The 18,493-nt window shown below is 66.8% G+C and carries 16 protein-coding genes and 1 CRISPR repeat array; of the genes, 11 read left to right on the plus strand and 5 right to left on the minus strand.

The annotated features are described in order from the left end of the window. Nucleotides 1–113 precede the first annotated feature (113 nt). On the plus strand, nucleotides 114–803 hold the full coding sequence (locus tag IEY87_RS33935; protein ID WP_189142924.1) for a recombinase family protein: 690 nt from the start codon (nucleotides 114–116) through the stop codon (nucleotides 801–803). Between the two features lie 19 nt (nucleotides 804–822). On the opposite strand, the gene IEY87_RS33940 is transcribed toward IEY87_RS33935, so the two are convergent. Together IEY87_RS33940 and IEY87_RS33945 are read right to left on the minus strand one after the other, a co-directional pair. Next, complete coding sequence (locus IEY87_RS33940) at nucleotides 823–3,063, minus strand: tetratricopeptide repeat protein (RefSeq protein ID WP_189142925.1); 2,241 nt, start codon at nucleotides 3,061–3,063, stop codon at nucleotides 823–825. A gap of 56 nt (nucleotides 3,064–3,119) precedes the next feature. Continuing rightward, nucleotides 3,120–3,542, minus strand: a complete 423-nt coding sequence (locus IEY87_RS33945) for a hypothetical protein (RefSeq protein WP_225277408.1) — start codon at nucleotides 3,540–3,542, stop codon at nucleotides 3,120–3,122. Nucleotides 3,543–3,857: 315 nt separating this feature from the next. Here IEY87_RS33945 and IEY87_RS33950 point away from each other — a divergent pair, with 315 nt between their 5' ends. Beyond that, complete coding sequence (locus IEY87_RS33950; protein ID WP_189142926.1) at nucleotides 3,858–4,259, plus strand: hypothetical protein; 402 nt, start codon at nucleotides 3,858–3,860, stop codon at nucleotides 4,257–4,259. Nucleotides 4,260–4,642: 383 nt separating this feature from the next. Further along, a complete protein-coding gene (locus IEY87_RS33955; RefSeq protein WP_189142927.1) occupies nucleotides 4,643–5,056 on the plus strand; it encodes a hypothetical protein in 414 nt (137 codons plus the stop codon). Between the two features lie 191 nt (nucleotides 5,057–5,247). Here the strand turns inward: IEY87_RS33955 and IEY87_RS33960 are convergent, their stop codons facing one another. Both IEY87_RS33960 and IEY87_RS33965 read right to left on the minus strand, forming a co-directional pair. Then, nucleotides 5,248–6,198 carry an FAD-dependent oxidoreductase gene (locus IEY87_RS33960; protein WP_189142928.1) on the minus strand — a complete coding sequence of 317 codons (951 nt, stop codon included), beginning with the start codon at nucleotides 6,196–6,198 and terminating at the stop codon, nucleotides 5,248–5,250. A 3-nt stretch (nucleotides 6,199–6,201) separates the two neighbouring features. Then, nucleotides 6,202–7,821 (minus strand): NsdA family TPR-like regulatory protein, encoded by a 1,620-nt coding sequence (locus tag IEY87_RS33965; RefSeq protein ID WP_506333378.1) that lies wholly within the window; start codon nucleotides 7,819–7,821, stop codon nucleotides 6,202–6,204. Here IEY87_RS33965 and IEY87_RS33970 point away from each other — a divergent pair. The 8 genes from IEY87_RS33970 to IEY87_RS34005 all read left to right on the plus strand — a co-directional run bounded on the left by IEY87_RS33970 (nucleotide 7,820) and on the right by IEY87_RS34005 (nucleotide 16,258). Further along, nucleotides 7,820–9,031, plus strand: coding sequence for a glycosyltransferase family 4 protein (locus IEY87_RS33970; RefSeq protein ID WP_189142930.1), 1,212 nt, complete (start codon nucleotides 7,820–7,822; stop codon nucleotides 9,029–9,031). The genes IEY87_RS33965 and IEY87_RS33970 overlap by 2 nt on opposite strands. Then, entirely contained in the window at nucleotides 9,028–10,017 is a 990-nt protein-coding gene (locus tag IEY87_RS33975) for a D-2-hydroxyacid dehydrogenase (protein ID WP_189142931.1), read from the plus strand. Before IEY87_RS33970 ends, IEY87_RS33975 begins: the two co-directional genes overlap by 4 nt. Continuing rightward, nucleotides 10,004–11,101: a radical SAM protein gene (locus tag IEY87_RS33980; protein WP_189142932.1), complete on the plus strand. Its 1,098-nt coding sequence runs from the start codon at nucleotides 10,004–10,006 to the stop codon at nucleotides 11,099–11,101. Before IEY87_RS33975 ends, IEY87_RS33980 begins: the two co-directional genes overlap by 14 nt. Before the next feature lie 89 nt (nucleotides 11,102–11,190). After that, nucleotides 11,191–12,192: a hypothetical protein gene (locus IEY87_RS33985; RefSeq protein WP_225277406.1), complete on the plus strand. Its 1,002-nt coding sequence runs from the start codon at nucleotides 11,191–11,193 to the stop codon at nucleotides 12,190–12,192. Continuing rightward, entirely contained in the window at nucleotides 12,189–12,962 is a 774-nt protein-coding gene (locus IEY87_RS33990; protein ID WP_189142934.1) for a radical SAM protein, read from the plus strand. The genes IEY87_RS33985 and IEY87_RS33990 overlap by 4 nt, the downstream gene beginning before the upstream one ends. Nucleotides 12,963–13,190: 228 nt before the next feature. Further along, complete coding sequence (locus IEY87_RS33995; RefSeq protein WP_225277405.1) at nucleotides 13,191–14,654, plus strand: carbamoyltransferase C-terminal domain-containing protein; 1,464 nt, start codon at nucleotides 13,191–13,193, stop codon at nucleotides 14,652–14,654. A gap of 6 nt (nucleotides 14,655–14,660) precedes the next feature. After that, on the plus strand, nucleotides 14,661–15,275 hold the full coding sequence (locus tag IEY87_RS34000) for an HD domain-containing protein (protein WP_189142936.1): 615 nt from the start codon (nucleotides 14,661–14,663) through the stop codon (nucleotides 15,273–15,275). Continuing rightward, complete coding sequence (locus tag IEY87_RS34005; RefSeq protein ID WP_189142937.1) at nucleotides 15,272–16,258, plus strand: glycosyltransferase; 987 nt, start codon at nucleotides 15,272–15,274, stop codon at nucleotides 16,256–16,258. Before IEY87_RS34000 ends, IEY87_RS34005 begins: the two co-directional genes overlap by 4 nt. On the opposite strand, the gene gltX is transcribed toward IEY87_RS34005, so the two are convergent. Next, complete coding sequence (gene gltX / locus IEY87_RS34010; protein ID WP_229699421.1) at nucleotides 16,255–17,622, minus strand: glutamate--tRNA ligase; 1,368 nt, start codon at nucleotides 17,620–17,622, stop codon at nucleotides 16,255–16,257. The genes IEY87_RS34005 and gltX overlap by 4 nt on opposite strands. A gap of 320 nt (nucleotides 17,623–17,942) precedes the next feature. Continuing rightward, nucleotides 17,943–18,458: direct repeats of the CRISPR family, unit length 28 nt; unit sequence GGACCATCCCCGCGGGCGCGGGGCCGAC. Nucleotides 18,459–18,493: the final 35 nt, after the last annotated feature.

Raw genomic sequence — 18,493 nt, forward strand, 5'->3', positions numbered from 1 at the left:
GATCGTTTTTTGAAGACCCGTCGGATCGACCCGCAGGCGGCCCTCAGAGCCCTCAAAAACTCGTTCAACAACCCTGGTGGTTCAACAACCTCGAAACACCGTTTGTTGAGAGAATGGTGGGCGTGACCGACTCTCTGCAGTCGCCCGCCGACCCGCTGGCCGCCTTCCCCGCCCACCGCAGCGAGATCCGCATCGGCTACGCCCGCGTCTCCACCGCCGGGCAGAACCTCGAGCGCCAACTCGACGCGCTCAAGGCGGCCAAGTGCCGGCGCGTCTTCGCCGACAAGAAGTCCGGCAAGAGCGCCGAGCGGCCCGAGCTCGCGGCCTGCCACGCGTTCCTGAACGAGGGCGACACCCTGGTCGTCCCTTCGCTGGACCGCTACGGCCGCTCCCTGGCCGACCTCATCACCATGGTCGGCGGCCTGCGCCGCCGCGAAATCGGTTTCACCTCGCTGCACGAGAACCTCGACACCACCACCCCGGGCGGCCGGCTCATCTTCCACGTCTTCGCCGCGCTGGCCGAGTTCATCCGCGAGCTCATCGTCGCTGGCACACGCGACGGCCTGGCCGCCGCCAAGGCCCGCGGCCGCACCGGCGGCCGCCCCACCGTCATCACCCCCGAACTGCTACGCGCGGCCCGCGACATGCTGCCCAACCCCGAGAACTCGATCACCTCGATCGCCAAACTGCTCGGCGTCAGCCCGGGGACGCTGTACAACCACATCCCCGACCTGCGACAGCTCCGCCAAAGTGGCACCGAAAATGAACTTATCGGGGCAAAGTTCGCCGAATCGCAGGGATGAACGCCTCTCCGGCAGAGTGCTACCGCAGTGCCGCCGCCAGATTGGCCTGCACCGTTCGTGTTGTGGGGTGGTCGGCGCCCAGCACCCGCTCACAGTCAGCCAGCGTGCGCTCGTACAGCAGGATGGCTCGGCCCAGGTCCCCTGCGGTCTCGTAGGCACCGGCGAGGTTGTTCCGGGAGGTCAAAGTAATGGGATGTTCATCGTTAAGCACCCGCTCACAGTCGGCCAGCGCGGATTCGAACAACGAGATAGCCCGGCCCAAATCCCCAGCCTCCTGGTAGACGGAGGCAAGGTTGATGCGCGAGCGCAAGGTGTCCGGGTGACTGTCTCCCAGCACCCGCTCCTGTCCCGCCAACGCAGTCTCGAATAACGAGATGGCGCGGCCCAAGTCCCCAGCCTTCCAGTAGGCACCTGCCAGGTTGCCACAGGTGGCCAGAGCGTCACGGTCATCGCCGCCCAGTATCCGCACGCACTCTGCGAGTGTCACCTCGAACAGCGAGATGGCTTTGCCTAGATCTCCGGCCGCCTGATAAGCGCCAGCCAGGTTGTTGCGGGAGGTCAGGATGGCGGGATGGTCAATGCTCAGCACCCGCTCCCGATTCGCCAGCGTGCGCTCGTACAGCGGGATGGCCAGGTCTAAATCCCCCGCCGCCTCGTAGGCACTAGCCAGGTCGTTGCGGGAGATCAGAGTGTCGGGGTGGCTGTCCCCCAGCACCCGCTCCCGATCCGCCAGCGTGGCCTCATACAGGGGTATGGCCCGGCCCAGGTCCCATGCCTCCCGATAGACGCCGGCCAGGTCATTGCGGGAGGTCAGAGTATCGGGATGTCTGTCACCCAGCACTCGCTGGTACGCGCTGGTCGCACGCTGGAGCCAGTCGATCGCGGTGACGACGGCGCCCTGGTTGCCAAGAAAGAGCCCGGCTTCCTTGAGCAGATGGGCGGTGTCCTGGGTATCAGCGGCAGGAGGCGTGTGGTCGGCCAGGGCAGTGATGTGTGGCAAGAACGTCCGCCAGGTCGACCAGTCGTCCGGATGCACGGGCCAATCGGGCAGGGTGCGGTCGAGCAGAGTAGTGGCCTGCTCGCGGCCGGTGTTGATGTCGCCGCTCTGGCGGTGGGGGTCGGCGGCGTCGGCGGTTCGGGCGACGGCCTGGACCAGTCGATGCACCGTGATGCCGGTCCCGTCCAGGCTGATCATGTTGTAGGCAGCCAGGCTGCCCAGCGCCTGCTGCAGATCCGGCGCGCAAACAGCCAAGCCATCCAGCAAGATTCGGGGAATGGATTCGGCGCCATACCAGGCCAGAAGCCGCAGCACTAGCCCGGCCAGCGAAACCTCGGTTAGCTGGTCCAGCGTCAGGCGCCAAATGCGTGCGATGGTCCGCTCAGAGTCCGAGCCTCGAGCGGCATGGTCGTACATGACGGCCGGGTGCTCGGCCAGCAGGCTCAGGTAGGTGCGGGGGCTCAGCCGGTTCTGGTGCAGGTAGGCACCAACCTGCTCGATCGCCAGCGGCAACCAGCCCAGCTCTCGCACCAATTCGACCGCGCCGTCCAAGGTATCGGGCACGTTCCCGCTGTGATCAAGGAAAGCAGGCAGAGCATGGGTGGCGATGCTGATGAGCAACTCGATCGCTTCACGTTCGCCGAGCACATCCAGGCGTAACACCCTCTGAGCGCCCAGCCGGTGCCAGCCCTCGCTCAGTCGGCTAGTCACCAGTACCTGCCCGGCCATGGTTCGCTCCAGCAGGGGTGCCACATCGGCGGGGTCGACGACATTGTCGAGTACCAGCAGCCACCCGTCATGCGCGGCCAGCCACGCCGTGGCCCGCTCGGCTAGCGCCTCCAACGGCAACGCCGTCGTGAGTTCCGGCTGTAGCGCCACCGTCAACGCGGCTAGGCCAGCCTCCACCGCTGCGGAGCTGTCGGCGGTGATCCACCACACTGGATTGAGCCCCGTACCGTCTCCCCGGGCGGCGTGTGCCCGGGCGTAGCGGGCGGCCAGGGTGGACTTGCCGACCCCGCCCAGCCCGTGCACCGCGGCCACCACCACCTCCCCGCCGCCGCGCAGCGCAGCCTCCAGCTCGGTCAGCTCATCCCCGCGCCCGACGAACACACCGGTATGCCGCGGCGCGTTCACTAACCGCGGCGGCGCGGCCACCTCGGTGACCGGCCGCAGCGCCTCGCCCGGCAGCACCGTTGTCTGGTTGACGGTCTGATCACGCCCCGCCTGGTACACCCGGCCCTGATCGGAAGCGGTGGCATCCATGCAGATGTCCGGCTGGGGCCGGGTCCGTGCCTGTCTTGGCTGGCCTGGAACAGCGTTCATTCGTTCATTTCTCGTTGATGGTCTGGTCCCGACCAGCCTGATAGACCCGGCCGTGCCCGCTGGCGGTCGCCTTCATCACCAGCGAACCGATGCGCTCCCTGCTCGGCTGGCTCCAGGGCCGGGGTGAGCACTTCGTCCAGAACCCGTTTAATCTCTCCGGCCAGGCCCGGTTCGGCGCGCAGTAGCTGCTGCAGCCGCACCTGCCACGCCCCGGCCATGGCCTGCTCGGTGTCGCTGTCCTTGCGCGCCTCGACGAGCACCTGCTCGCGGACCTCGACCAGCTCCGCCTCGACAGCGTCGGCCTGCTCCGGGCGGGCCTTACGCCACAGCGCGACCGCGCCGTCGCGGGCCGCCTGCCAGGCGTCGGTGGCCATGGCGGTCACCAGCGCCGTGCCCGCAGTCAACACGATCGGATCCACGTCGATTCCCCTCACACAGCCGAGGTATGACCCCACGGTAGAGCCGGCCACCTGAAGAATCGACCGAAATCGTAGATAAACGCCATTCGTCACTTCGGCGGCCTCGATCGCAGTACATGCCAATGCATGGCCGACCAGGGCTCACTGGGGCATCGCGGACGATCAGGACCGTGTCATCGCAGATAGTGGCTCACTATCTGCGATGACTCGGGTCAGCCGGGAGACGTCCCCACACCGGATCGCAGTGCGGCAATGCCTGCCGCCACTCCGGCACAGGGTCCAGCCCGCTCAACGGTTGAAGAAGCGATAGTGGCCGTGTACTGCGATCTCTACCCTGCCGGTCAGCGCGCAGAGAAGACCTCACCCGAAGAGCGCAAGGCGATCCTGGAAGATGTCGCCACCCAGCCGTTGCTGGACCGGATGCTCCGCGGAATCGCAGCCCTTCGTGTGACTGGCCGCGTCACCTGGGGCAGTCCCGTCGTCCACGCCTCCGACATCGAGATCACTGGTGACCAGGCCACTCTCCACGACTGCCAGGATGGCAGCGGAGCGGGACAGGCCGACGATAAGACGGGCAAGCATCTCACGCGTGGTACGGGCGGCACCCACCTGGTAGCGACTCTCCACAAGGGCAAGGACGGAGCCCGCCGGGTCTCGAAGGTGGAACAGGTGGAACAGGTGGAACGGGTGGAAAAGCCTTGCTCGCCCACGGCCTGATCGTTGGTCTCGTACTCACGCTGGCTCCCGCCCCGCCCGGAGAGGGAGATGTCATCGACGTGTCGACCCAATTCTCGGGTTACGTCATCTCGGGGTAGCAGGCGCCTCGGCCCGGAGCCATCAAAGTTCGCGGCAAAAGGGCGAAGGTGACCTGCGCTTACAGGCCCTGAGCCGTCGACGGACGGAAGAACGGCGGTCTCGAATTCGTCGACCCCGCCAGCAATCCCAATGACCGGCCATCCCGTAGAGGCGCCTACTACCTGGCCGAATGCTCGGACGGTTACCGGGACGTCATCTGGATCGCCAAGAAGCACGATCCTGGAATCACCCCCGAGCAGCTCGCCCGGAGGGCGTACGCGCGGATCCCGATCCGGTCCCCGAAAGTGCTCACCGCGCCTCCCCGTGGCAAGGAAGGTCTTGTCGGACTCCCGCACTGGTTCTACCTGGCCAAGGGCGAATGGGCAGCCAGATCGAACCGGCTGCGAGCAGGACTTGTCTGGGCCAGAGCCACCGCGACACCGCAGCGGATGACCATCAGCCCGGGTGACGGCAAGACGATCACCTGCGACGGCCCTGGCACCAGATATGACCCCGCCACACCCGCCGCCCAGCAGCGTTCCACCTGCTCGTACCGCTACTCCTGCCCGAACAGCTCCAACCGGGTCACCGTGTCCGTGGCCTGGGGTGGCACCTGGCGTGGCTCCGGCGGAACAGGCGGCACGCTGCCGCCCATCACCCGATCGGTCATATTCCCGATTCGTGTCGTCGAAGCCCAGGCGCTTGTCACGAAGGAATAGCCCCACGCTCTCCCGCCTCGCGCCGAACAGAGAACAAGATCACCGCCCCCTACCAGGCAGGCGCCGTCCGATGGTGCTCGTGGCGAGTGTCGCGTTGACCGCTCTCGGTGCGCTCATCACCTGGAAGGTGTACGGCGTTGCTGGCGATGGCGAGGTCAGCAGGAGAAAACCTCGAAGCGATCAGGCAATGATCATCTTGGTGGGCCGACAAGATCCCGGATCTGGTAGGCGCAGCCCCAGGAAAGCGTGACCCCGGCTCCTCCATGTCCGTAATTGTGGAGCAATGATCTGTCTGCGACCGGATCCGCCTCTACCCGGACGTGGTCACGCGTAGGGCGCAGCCCCACGCGATGGCTGAGAACGCGGGCCTGCGCGAGACGCGGTTCGACTGCTCTGCAGCGGGCCAGGATCGCCTCAGCAGCCTGGTGATCGACCTTCAGGGACTCGTCACCATCGATGGCGGTGCCGCCGAGGACGGCGACGTCGCCGTGGGGGTAGATGCACAAGAGATCGGGCGATATGCCGGTGTCTTCTGAGAAGAACTCGGTGAGGCCCGGGTTGGTCACCACGACCTGCTGTCCGCGTATGGACCGTAGGCGGGGATCGTCTGCGAGCGACCGGGCCGAAAGGCCCGTGCAGTTGACGATGGTGGCTGCCGGTTGCGCCTCCTCCAGGGAGGACAAGGTACGGAGTTCGATGGCAACGCCGACCACTTCAAGCTGGTGTCGGAGGAAGCCGAGGTAGGCCGGCATGTCGATGAGGGGAACCGTGAACCGGTAGCCCGAGGTGAAGCCCTGGGGGAGTTCGGCGCGGGGGCATGGTCGGAAGCCGGGGAGCTCGGCGGCCCAGTCCGGTGGGTTCTGGGCGGTACGGGATGCCTCGATGCCGCTGGTGAGGCGGACGCCGGTGCCAGGGTGCGCGGCGAGTTCCCGGAAGGTCTGAAGGGACTCCCGGCTCCACTGGTCGACCTTGTCCTTAGGTTCGACCAGGTAGGGGCCCCACATGGCGCCGGCGGCCAGCGACGTGGCGCCCGGAAGCTCGGAGGCGATGACGTGCACGTTGTGGCCGGCTTCGGCCAGGACAATGGCGGTGGTCAGGCCGGACACGCCGGCCCCGACAACGACGACGCGGCCAAAGTTCATGGCTCAGCTCCTGTTGGTTGTGCACAGGGCGTGCTCAAGGCCAGGAAGGAAGCTGCGAACGTAGGGGTTGCGCTGGCGGCGGCGTAGGTCGACAGCAAGTCGCCGGAGCAGCTCCGTGCTCCGGGGGGAGCGGACGGTGCTCAGCCGTTGAGTCGCGATCTCCCCGATCTGACAGGCCGATTCGAGGTCGCCCTGTGCGCTGTTGCCGAGCGCAAGCCATGCGCCCTCGAACAGGGCTCGTCGTTGATGCGCTGCTTTGTTGCTCCGGCTGTGCGCACCGGTCGCCAGCAGGTCTATGCCTTGGCCGAGCAGCGTGCGGGCCTTGGCGGTGATGCCGTCCTGCTGCCGCGACATGCCGAGGTGAATGAGGGCGTAGCCCGCCTGGCAGTCCAGATGGTTGGGAGTGAGGAAGTACATCCAGCGCGGCTCGTACCCGGTGAGCGGCTGGTCGACGAGTTCGCCGGCCAGGCTGCGGCTTCGCTGGAAGTCCGCGTAGCGGCCCGCAGTCGAGTATGCGAACGCGAGGCGGGAGAGAACCGACGCGCGTACGGCGGCCGGTGCGGCGTCACTGGCGCGGCGGGCCGCTTCGCCGAGGGTGATGGCGTCGGCGGGGTGGTCGCGACTCGCGGCCTGGAAGGACAGGTCGGCGAGGATGTGGGCGCAGAGCGGCAGGTCGTTGACCTGGTGGGCGGCGCGCAGGGCGGTGACGAAGTAGCGCTGAGCCAGGCCGTGGTGAGCGGCGTCGAAGGCCATCCAGCCGGCGAGCTGGCCGACTTCGGCCAGCGCCTGGAGAAGCCGGGCTGTCACGGCGTCCGAATGACCGCTTTCGTGGAGCAGGAATCCGATGCTGCGGAACTGGGCGCCGATGTAGCCAAGGTGGCGTGCGCCGCCGTGTTCGTCGTCAAGGGCCTGGAGGCGGGGCAGCTGACTTTCGATCTGCTCGATGAGGGACGCTTCGCTGGTGTCGGCCGTGGGTTGTGCCAGGTATCTGCCGTGCCCGGCGGTGCCATCGAGGTAATGGGCGACGACAGCGGTCAGACCCGATCCGGAAATGGCGAGAAATTGGCGGCGATCGACGAGACCTCCCACCACCCAGTCCTCCACGATCCTCCATAGTGCTTGTGCGGTCCACGACAGCTCCATGCCGCCGCTGGCGGGGATGAGCATGGGCGACTCCGGCGCTCGCCCCTGCCATAGCTGGCCGACGGTTACCACCCTTCCCATCTCCTGGGAAAGCACGTACGCCGTCATCATCGGCAGGGGAGAGCGGGGCACCCGAGCGGAGTCTCGCCAGTGGTAGGGGGCGGACTCGGCCACGGTCCCCGGCCCGAAGACCTTGTTCAGCTTGCGTGCCAGAGCCTTCGGGCTCCAGCCCAGTTCTTCCAGGCATGCGGCGAGTACGGGGTTCGAGCGCTTCGGCTGCGGTGTCATGCCGCTCACCTCGCTGTCGTGGGGGGCCGCTCGCGCGTGTGGAACCTCTTCATGATGTGCCCATCCTCGGGCTCCACGGCACGTCGCGCGGAAAGTTGACCGAGTTGACCGGTTGACCACCTCGTCGTCGCGTATCGCTCTGGGCTGTCGTAGAAGCAGCCGGAACGAGGCCGTCGAGGAGGGACATGTCATGTTGATCGAACCGTCTGTCGTGGGCAAGGTTGTCGTCGCTCTTCAAGATGGCTTCTACGGGGCGAGTTCGGGATCGGGGTTCAGCAACAGGGACTTCCTCATTGCGCTCACCCGGTTGCTTCCTCCCGAGCGGCTCGTCGTGGTGTCCGTCCGGGGGTATTCCGATCCGATCGATCCTTGCTGGGCTGCCGCGCTTCTGAGGAGCCTGCGGGAGGCGAACGCTCAGACCGTCCTGATCAACCACTGCAGAGATGATCCGGCTCACGGTCGGGACCTGCTCGCCGAGATGGTCACTCACGCCGCATCCGGGGCGGATCGGTGCTTGGTCGTGGGTCTCGACAGATCTCTCCTCGGGCTCACCGTGGACGACAACATGGATCTCCTCCTCGTGCCTCGCTCCACAGCCGCTCTGACCTGTGCTGATCTGTCCGAGACCATCTGGGAACGGGACTGCCTGCACACCGCGGTCAAAAGTGGTGGCCGCGTTGTGGCCATCTCGGAATACATGCGCCAGCACCTCCGGGACGACTACGGCCTGCCTGACGACGCGCTGGTGGACATGTACAACGGCCTGCTCCTGGACGAGGAGTCATCGGAGAACGCAATTCCTCTGCCCGGACCGGCCGAGGAAGGTTTTCTCCTCGCTCTTGGGCGTCCTGTTCCGGACAAAGGCTTCGAGGACCTGCTGGCCGCTCTGGAAATCCTGCGCAGCCGCCGTCTATCCGTTCCTCACCTGGTCCTGGCGGCGACCGCGCCGGGCGCACCCACCGCCTACCAGCGTCGCTTGGCGAGAGTCATCGAGGACAGCGACGTGGACGCCACTCTGATCACCGAGTTCAACCCCCGGATCAGGGCCTGGATGAGCAGTCCCGTACTGCGTGGGATTGTCGTGCCTTCTCGTCGGGAGCCCTTCGGGAGGATTCCGCTGGAGTCATTCGCAGCCGGGGCAGGGCCCATCATCGCCACCCGCACCGGAGGTCTGCCCGAGACGGTTGTGGACGGCTGCACGGGGTTCATCGCCGAACCGCGGGACCCCGCCTCGTTGGCGGACGCGATCCACCGAGCCCTCACGGTAACTCCCCTTGAACGCGCTCGCCTCATCAAAGCCGGGGTTGCCCTTCTGCACGAGCGGCACGACTACCTCGCGAACATCCAGGCCGCGCTCGCCGCCGTCACCCCCTGGGCGCTGTCCTGGAACGGAGTCCGATGAGAGTCACGATGTGCCTGACTTCCGACCAGGACTTCTGGCAGCTGTCACAGGGGCATGTGGACCATCTACGTTCGACCTTCCCTGATGTGGACTTCCGCGTCGCCACGCCCGCCACCGTGCCGAACGAACTGCCAGCGAGCGAGGTGTACTTCGGCTGGCGCTTCGCCCCGACCTGGTTCTCCCTCGCGCCCTCTCTGCGGTGGATCGCCTCCCCCGCAGCGGGCACCGACCACCTTCCTGTACGACAGGCGCAGCAGGCCGGGGTGATGCTGACGCGTTCGTACGGCTTCCACGGCGGCCCTATGTCGGAACACGCGATGGGGTTGATCCTCGGCTTCTCCCGCGGGTTGTTCACCAGCAGCCGCCTGCAGCTCACTCGGCGCTGGTGGAAGAACGAACTCGCCACCGAGTTCTTCGATCTGGCCGGCGCCACCCTGGCCATCGTCGGATGCGGAAGCATCGGTGCCCACCTGGCGCGAGTGGCGGGCGTCTTCAAGATGAACGTCATCGGCGTCCGCCGCACGCCACCGGCCGATGCCCAGGACGGGATCCGCTGGATACCGGCCTCCAGCATCCGACAGGCGGTCGCCGAGGCTGATGTCGTCGTCGACCTGCTCCCGGCGACCGCCGAAACCTCGGGCTTCTTCGACCAGAGGATGTTCGACTCCTGTAAACCAGGGGCGATCTTCATCAATCTGGGTCGTGCCAGCACGGTCGACCACACGGCGCTGCTCCAAGCCTTGGAGGACGGCCCGCTGGGCGGGGCGGCCTTGGACGTCACGACTCCGCGTCCCCTTTCGATGGAGGACGCGCTTCGCCTGCACCCCCGGGTGATCCTCACGCCCAAGAGCGCCACGTTCTCGCGCTTCTACATGGACGAAGCCATCACGTTCTTCACCGACAACCTGCGCCGCTACCTGAACGACCTGTCCCTACAGGGCGTGGCCACCCTGCTCACGGAAGGCGGATCCGATGTCTCACTCTGACCGGAACGCGCTGCTCGCGGACTTCTCCGCGACCGGCCGCAACCATCCGTATCTCGCATGCACCCTCAACTCGCTGTGCAATCTCGACTGCGTCTTCTGCAAGCCGCGGTGCATGCCCGACTACGGGCACAAAGACCACCCCCTGAGCGCGGACGGCTACGCCGCGATCGCCCGTGAAGCCGCTTCCTGGAAGGTGGCGAAGGCGCACTGCTCGGGCGGCGAGCCGACTCTGCGCCGCGACATCCTCGACGTGATCGCCGCCCTGGCCGCCGGGCTCGGTACGGGTTCCTCGATCGGCATGACCACACACGGGAATCTCCGGCGCGGCTTGACCGTCGAGCACCTGGCCGGAGCCGGGCTCACCTACCTCAACATCTCTCTCCACAGCCTCGACCGAGGTCGCTCGGCGAAGATCATGGGCGGTGGAGATCCTGATCAGGCACGCGACACCGTCAACGCAGCTCTCAGCCTCCAGCTCAAGGTGAAGATCAACTGCGTCGTCCAGCGCTCTTATCTTCACGACGCGATCCAGGTCGCCCACCTGGCCAAGGACCTGCCGGTGGCGGTACGGCTCATCGAACTGCAGAACATCGGACCTGCCTCGGCGATCTTCGACACGGAGTTCATTCCCGAGGCCGAGGTTCGCCCCCATGTGCAGCGGTGGCTCGGCGACGCCGGCCAGGTCTCCCGCGCGGATCTCGGCGTGCGCAGTCCCGGGGAGTATCTCCGGCCTGAGGGGTGGGCCGGATCGATTGGGTTCATCTCCAACTCCAGCTGCGCCACCTGCTCGGATGCCAACCGCATCAAGATCACCCCTAGCGGTGTGGCCCGGCCCTGCATTCTCCACAACCGCGACATCGCGCTGAAACCGCACCTCGCGGACGGCACGCTGAACGAGGCCTTCGCCCATCTGTTCCGCGCCATGCTGGGCCGCGACGACAACCCCGCCTGGCAGGGCTTCCACTACGTGGACTACGACCTTCGCTGGGATCGTATGGAGCGCCCCTTCGGCGCACCCGTCATGCTTCCCGTTCTCTCCGCCGGCTCATGCAGCAGCCGTACTGGCTTGGGGGAGGCGCCGTGACAGCCGTGCTCTCCGTGCAGGCGTCCCCGTACGCCCAACTCGGTGCCACGTACGAGCGAGAGCTGAGCGTCCAGGGGATATCCCCGGCGATGCTCGCCCACAAGTGGCAGCCGGCGGACCTCCTGGCGCCGCACTCAGATCTCGACCTCCGCATTCTTCTTGCCCAGCCACCGCAGGATTGGTGGGAGTGGAATCACCGACTCGCCGCGGCCCACACAGCGGCCGTCTCCCAGAAGATCGTCAACCGGCGTCTGCTGGAGCATCCACCCGGCTTCGCTTTCATGGTGCCGGAGGTCGATCAGCGTCGTGTCTCCCCGGCAGATCTCGCCACGTGGAGCCTGATCAGCGGGCACCCGCGGACCTTTCACCGCTGGAAGGCCCAGGCCCAGATGGCCCCATGGAGCCGTACCGATGAGTTGTTCTACCGGAACATCCTCGACGCCCGGGTCGATGGCCGGTACCGGTTGTCCGCTGACAGTACCGCCAACGTCCACATCGACCTTCCCGGCTACCGTCGTCACTGCATCCTGTGGCACTATCTCGCGCCCTGCTGGTTCGCGATCGCGTCGCTGGCCACCCGCACCCGGTGCCCTGGGAAGTTCGCCGCTCTGGCCCAATGGCATCCCCCGGACCTTGAGCACTATGGTCAGGCATTCGCACGCCTAGCCCGTAACCACCGCGAACAACCCCTCACCGACCTCCTTAGTCAGACGCATGCCGCAGTGACGGTGGCCATGCGGCACCTTCCAGCCGCAACGGGAACCGGCGAAGCACCGCGGTCGCTCTGCACGATGACGGCCGGAATGCTGCGCGTCCGAGTTGCCCGCTGGGTGTACTACCTGGACCCGCCGGCCGACACCGCGACCGCCTATCTCGTCCGCCGCGAGGCACGCGAGTTGCAGGCCGCCGCCGCAGCCCTACGCGCGTTCGCGGCTGACCAGGCCACGCAGGAGCAGCGGCAGGCAGCTCGTATGGCCGATCTACTGCCTACCGGCCCCACCACCGAGCGCGTCCTCCGCGACACCCTCACCGAGTGGCTCCGGCACCGCACACTGGTGGAGGACTTCCTCGCCATGGGAGGTCCCTCGTGAGCATCAGAATCCTGAAGACCGCGAAGATCAAGATCACGACCAAGTGCAACCGCGACTGCGCATTCTGCATCTTCGCCAACGGTGCACGCGGCGAGAACATGTCCCTGGAGCTGTTCTCCACCATCCTGGACAAGCTGGAGTCGCTCCCGTTCCGGCAGCTGCACATCAACGGCGGCGAGCCGACTGTCCATCGCGACTTCCCCACGCTGAGCCGCCTGGCGCGCGCCCGCCTGCCCGAGACGGTGATGGTACTCGGCACCAATGCCATCACCCTGGCCCGCAACCAGCGTCTCATGGCGAGCGTCGTGGAGTGCTACGACCAGGTTCTCATCGGCAGCGACGACGAGCACGGCAACTACGAACAGGTCGAGGCAGTCGTCCCCGCACTATGCCGAGCCGGAAAGACCGTTGTCATCAACAGCGTCCTCGAGGCGATCGACGAACCGCGCCTCTCCCGGCTCGCCCGGCTGTGTGATCGGTACGGCGCCGTCCACGTCACCAACCACGTCCACCACATCGACGTCGGCCAGCCCGTCAACCAGCTCGGCGGGCTGTGCGCCCGCTACCTCGACCAACACCTCATGATCGAGATCGACGGATCCTGCTACCGCTGTTTCAACGCCATGGCCAAGGAGGACAGCGAGTTCAGCGTCTGGGATCCCGACTTCGCCGCCAAGGTGTTCACGCCCCGGCGCGAGCACTACCACTTCTGCGTCCGGTGCCACGAATACACCGACTCGGGAGCATCTGTCGTCCCGTTTGGGAGGTAACCCGGCATGCCCGCCGTCCTCGGCCTGAACTTTCACCACGACACTTCAGCTGCCTTGATCGTAGATGGCCGCCTTCACGCGGCCGAGGAGGAACGCTGGAGCGGCATCAAGCATCATCGGCAGAATCCTTGGAAGGCCGTATTCACCGCACCCGCGCAAGCGCTCGCCTGGTGCCTTGAAGCCGCAGGCATCAGCCCCTACGACATCGACGCGGTATGGGTGCCCTCGATGCGCCCCACACCGCCGGCCGGCGTATGGCTGAGCACCGAACGCGACGAACTCGCGGCCGGCCTGCCCGAGCCTCTCGGCTCGCGACTCCAGCTCATGTCCCATCACACGGCGCACGTGCTGTCCGGCTATCTCCTGTCCGGCCTTGAGCATGCCGCAGGGCTCGTCATCGACGCCGGTGGCTCCACGCTCGGCTCCGACTTTGGACCGGGACGGGAACGCATCACCGGGTATGACCTGACCTCGAACCGGATCGATCGCGTCTACCAGGCCACACCTACCGTGCTGCCTGGTCCCCGTCGGGTGCACTCCTCCCTCGGGCACTTCTACCGCAACCTCGCTGCCAGGATCATTCCGCCCGGTGATGAAGCAGAAGGCAGCATGATGGCCCTGGCCGCCTTCGGAGACCCGAGCCGGTATGGGGACGACGTTCAACAGCTTCTCCACCTGGGTGCCGACGGCGCCGTCCACATCGCGTCACCCTTTGGATCGGCCGACACCACCACGCCCCTACGCATCGGTGACCGGACCTGGACCGCCAGATCAGCGGCGGACGCCTCGTTCGGCGAACGTGCCGACCTGGCCGCGGCCGTACAAGAGGCATTCTCCCGCGCCGTCATCCACGTCGCCCGCCACCTGCGCCGCATCACCGAAGCGCCCGGCCTGGTGTTCTCCGGAGGCTGCGCGCTCAACTCCCACTTGAACGGACGCCTCGCCCAAGAAGCAGGCTTCGACACGCTGTTCGTCGCCCCTGCCCCGCACGACGCCGGAACGGCGCTCGGAGCCGCCTTGTACGGCTGGCACTACCAACTGCGCCAACCACGGCTCCCCGTGCCGGTGGATGCCGCATGGGGGCCGCACCCCGGGCCGATCCCCACCTCAGCGATTCCAGCGGGCTATCGACTGATGACCGGCCTGGAAGGCCGCCTGTTCCCGGCCGTCGCGGACCTGCTCGCCGGCCATCACGTGGTCGGCTGGGTGCAGGGCGGGATGGAGTTCGGTCCCCGAGCCCTCGGCCACCGTTCCATCCTGGCCCACCCAGGCCGCACGCAGACCCGAGAACGCCTCAACGCGATCAAGCAACGCGCCGCCTACCGGCCGTTCGCCCCAGCCGTCCTTGCCGAGCACGCACGCGAGTGGTTCGTGACCGAAGGCGATCCGTTCATGAACCGGGTCGCCCGAGTACGGCACTGCCGAGCGCCGCAGGTCGGCGCGATCGTTCATCACGACGGCACCACCCGGCTGCAGATGGTCGCCGAACAGCACTCCGGCCTCCGCCCGCTGCTGGAGGAATTCCACCGGCGCACCGGGCTGCCGATCCTGCTCAACACCTCCTTCAACACCAAGAGCGCCCCCATCCTGATGCGCGCCGAGCAGGCCGTACGCGCTGCCGCCGACCTCGGCCTCGACGCGGTCGCCATCAACGACTCCCTGCTCGTCTCCGACAAGCTCCCCACGAGGTAATTCGCCATGCACGACCGCAACAGCATCCTCGCCGTCCTGAACACGAACGCCTGGCCCGCGGGACACCACGACCGCGGCCTGATCACGGCCGACCTGTCCCTCACCGTTTACGGAGGACTGACAAGGGATCAGGGCACCCTCTACATCGAGCATCCCCTTTCCGTGGTCGTGATCCTGCGCGACGAGCTCCACGTCATGCGCCCCGACATGCTGATCCTCGGCCTGCTGCACGACGCCCTTGAGGTATCGCCGAGTTCTGAGCCCGAAATCGCCGCCCGCTTGGGCCGCTTCTTCGCCGAGAAGCTACGGGCACTGACTCCTGACCATCGACTCGAAGGCCGCCCGAAGCGGGCCACGGACGAAGACGCCTGGCGTGCCAAGATGCAGAGATTGAGTTCGGACGGGCTGCTCATCCGGTTCGCCGACCGCATCCATAATCTCCGCGACCTAAGTCGTTCTCCAGACACCTCCCGCCGTCAGCGGTACATCGCGTCGCTGGTCGACTTCTACCTTCCACTCGCAGAGGCGGCCCAGACAGAAAGTGCCGAGCTGAAGGCGGCGTACGAGCTGCTCATGGGGGAGTACGACCGCTACCGCAGCAGCGGCATGGCGCACGCATGAAGCCCGTCATCCATTCGCTGGCTCCCACCGGCCACACCGGAGGACGCGTCTATTTGCGGATGCTTCAACAACTGACCAGCGAGGAGATCACCTGGCGGACCGTGCCGGACTTCAAGCGCAGCGACCGGACTCGCCGCTGGCGAACCATGCGGCATCTGTCCACTATTGCCCCGCACATCCGCGCCCTGCACGACGCGCCAGGCGCCTTCGTCTGGGACGACCTCAGCCTGCTGCTGTTCGCCCCCTCCATGAGGGCACGGACGATCTTCGTCTTCCACCATTACGAGCCACTCCAGCACGACTCCGCACCGATCCAGGCCCAACTCTGGCAGCAGCTCTTCAGCGTGCTGCCGCAATGCGCGGCCGTCGTGTGCGTGGCACCCTACTGGGCACGATTCCTCCAAGCCCGTGGCGTGGACAAGGTGCACGTCGTCTACAACTCTGTCGACATGACCGAGATCGACCACGTCCGCAGCCTGGACAAGACCGAGTGCCGGGCCGCATACGGCCTGCCGCCCGACGGTGTGCTGGTCTACGCGGGCAAGGCGGTACACGGGAAAGGCACCGATCTCATCACTACCGCCGCCGACCAGGACCGGCGGCTGCATGTGATCACCACGGGAAGCAACACCATCGGCCGTACCGGCCCGCACTTCAACCTGCCCCGCCAGCAGTACCTCCGCCTGCTGCACGCCTGCGACGTCGGCGTGTTCACTCCTCAGATAGCCGAAGGTTGGAGCCGCTGCGCCGCCGAGGCCCTTCTGATCGGCTTGCCCTGCCTCATCCAGCCGATCGCCGGGCTGGGCGACCTCGCTCGCCTGACCGGTCAGCCCGCCCCCGATCTCCACCACCTGGCACACCAGCTCCACGAGCGCGCCGCCGCGCCACCGGCGGACATGAAGCTCGTCTACGACGCGCTCGCACGCTACGACCTCAACTACTTCCAGCAGGCATGGAACGCCGTGCTGGCTACCGTTACCTAGGATCCGGCCAACCGCAGCAGCGCGGCGTCCAGACGCGCCAGCGTTCGATCACGGCCGAGCAATTCCAAAGACTCGAACAGCGGCAGCCCGACCGTCCGTCCTGTGACCGTGACCCGGACCGGGGCCTGCGCTTTGCCCAGCTTCAGCCCGTGACTCTCGCCCACGACCGTAAGCACGCTCTTCAGCTCATCGGCCAGCCACGTCGCACCCGCGTACGCGGCCCGAACATCATGCAGCAGCTCGGCCGCGCCCGGCTTCATCGCCTTGGCCCACGACGCCTCGTCGAACACCGGCGCGTCCAAGAACAGGAAGTCCACGTAGTTCGTGATCTCCGACAGGAGCGCCAGCCGTGTCTGCGCCAGTGGAGCCACCTCCGCGAACACAGCCGGGTCGAACGCTTCGTCCGGCCACGGCGCATAGGGGGCGGTCACCCACGGCGCACAGGCTGCGCTGAACGCGTCAGCAGACAGAGCCCTGATGTACTCGCCGTTGAACGCCGTCAGCTTCTTCACGTCGAAGAACGCCGGCGAGCTGTTCACGTCCTCGATCCGGAAGAGCCGCTCCATCTCCTCGTACGGCATGATCTCCCGATCGTCGCCCGGCCCCCAACCCAGCAACATCAGGTAATTGACCATCGCCTCCGGCAGGAACCCGTCGGCCAGGTAGTCCTCCAGCGCCACCTTGTCGCGCCGCTTTGACAGCTTCTGCCGCTTGGCATTGACGATGACCGGTAGATGCGCCCACACCGGCGGCCTGGCGCCCAGAGCCTCCCACAGCAGTTGCTGCTTGGGTGTGTTCGACAGGTGCTCCTCTCCCCGGATCACCTGCGTAATGCCCTCGTCCAGGTCGTCGACCACGTTGGCCAGCAGAAACACCGGAGACCCGTCACCCCGGGCGATCACGAAGTCCTCGATCGAGGCGTTAGGGAAGATCGGCCGGCCGCGGACGAGATCCTCCACCACGGTCTCGCCCTCATCCGGCGTACGGAACCGCAGCGCTCGCCCTTCGACGAACTCGAGCTCCCGCTCACGGCAGAACCCGTCATATCCGAGATGCTCGGATCCGGTCCGCTCCTTGAGCTGCTCGCGGGTGCAGTCGCAGTAGTACGCCCGCCCAGCCGCAAACAGCCGCAGGGCCGCTTCCCTGTGTCGCTTGGCGTTCTCAGACTGGAAGTACGGCCCTTCAAAAGCCGGATCAGCGGCGTTGATCCCAATCGCCGCCAAGGCGTCGATGATGCCCTGGGTCCACTCCGGCCGGTTACGGGCCGCGTCGGTGTCCTCGATGCGGAGCACGAACGTGCCCCCGGATTGTCGCGCCACCGCCCAGTTGTACAGAGCCGACCGCGCCCCACCCACATGGAACATCCCAGTAGGAGAAGGAGCAAAACGCACACGAACCGAAGACGCTGACACGCTGCACAACTCTACCGATCAGACCGCGAGGAGCCCGGCTATTGGTAGCTTCTGCCATCGATGTGATCGTCTGGGACGTCAGCAGTAAGGGCAATCGCCGCGAGTTACTGTTCGAGTGTGGCGAAATCCCGAGGCTGTAGATCTCGGCGCGCCTCCCACGGTCAATCGTTCGGGGTCGACGACACCGTACGGATGGACGCGCCGAGCAGCCATGGACAATCCCCGCGGGCGCGGCCGACACGCCCGGCCCCGATCCAGGTGGCATGTCGGGCGGACCATCCCCGCAGGCGCGGGGCCGACTCGGCATCCCAGACCGTCCAAATCTCCGCCATGGGACCATCCCCGCGGGCGCGGGGCCGACGTCGTGTACCTCGTCCCCCTTGTCCGCAGCGACGGACCATCCCCGCGGGCGCGGGGCCGACTAGCTCTTGAGCAGCCGGTAGACCTCAGCCTCGGGACCATCCCCGCAGGCGCGGGGCCGACGCCCCGTCACGAACCACCGCGACCGGGCCCATAGGACCATCCCCGCGGGCGCGGGGCCGACAGCCTCCCCAACAACGCACGCATGTACGACTACGGACCATCCCCGCGGGCGCGGGGCCGACTGCTCTGCGGCATCTCGCTCGCTCTGCCACGTCGGACCATCCCCGCGGGCGCGGGGCCGACTCACGGAGGAGGCGGACTCCGCCACGGGCGTGGGAACCATCCCCGCGGGCGCGGGGCCGACCCCCAGGCCACGTCTATGGCAAAGCTGATCGCCGGACCATCCCCGCGGGCGCGGGGCCGACCCCCAGGCCACGTCTATGGCAAAGCTGATCGCCGG

This window comes from Nonomuraea glycinis (assembly GCF_014646515.1).
GTDB lineage: Bacteria > Actinomycetota > Actinomycetes > Streptosporangiales > Streptosporangiaceae > Nonomuraea > Nonomuraea glycinis.

Coding starts and splice junctions, on each gene's coding strand:
- IEY87_RS33935 (WP_189142924.1), top strand. CDS start 114: ATGGTGGGCGTGACCGACTCTCTGCAGTCGCCCGCCGACCCGCTGGCC.
- IEY87_RS33940 (WP_189142925.1), bottom strand. CDS start 3,063: ATGGATGCCACCGCTTCCGATCAGGGCCGGGTGTACCAGGCGGGGCGT.
- IEY87_RS33960 (WP_189142928.1), bottom strand. CDS start 6,198: ATGAACTTTGGCCGCGTCGTCGTTGTCGGGGCCGGCGTGTCCGGCCTG.
- IEY87_RS33970 (WP_189142930.1), top strand. CDS start 7,820: ATGTTGATCGAACCGTCTGTCGTGGGCAAGGTTGTCGTCGCTCTTCAA.
- IEY87_RS33965 (WP_506333378.1), bottom strand. CDS start 7,821: ATGACATGTCCCTCCTCGACGGCCTCGTTCCGGCTGCTTCTACGACAG.
- IEY87_RS33975 (WP_189142931.1), top strand. CDS start 9,028: ATGAGAGTCACGATGTGCCTGACTTCCGACCAGGACTTCTGGCAGCTG.
- IEY87_RS33980 (WP_189142932.1), top strand. CDS start 10,004: ATGTCTCACTCTGACCGGAACGCGCTGCTCGCGGACTTCTCCGCGACC.
- IEY87_RS33985 (WP_225277406.1), top strand. CDS start 11,191: ATGCTCGCCCACAAGTGGCAGCCGGCGGACCTCCTGGCGCCGCACTCA.
- IEY87_RS33995 (WP_225277405.1), top strand. CDS start 13,191: ATGCGCCCCACACCGCCGGCCGGCGTATGGCTGAGCACCGAACGCGAC.
- IEY87_RS34000 (WP_189142936.1), top strand. CDS start 14,661: ATGCACGACCGCAACAGCATCCTCGCCGTCCTGAACACGAACGCCTGG.
- IEY87_RS34005 (WP_189142937.1), top strand. CDS start 15,272: ATGAAGCCCGTCATCCATTCGCTGGCTCCCACCGGCCACACCGGAGGA.
- gltX (WP_229699421.1), bottom strand. CDS start 17,622: ATGTTCCATGTGGGTGGGGCGCGGTCGGCTCTGTACAACTGGGCGGTG.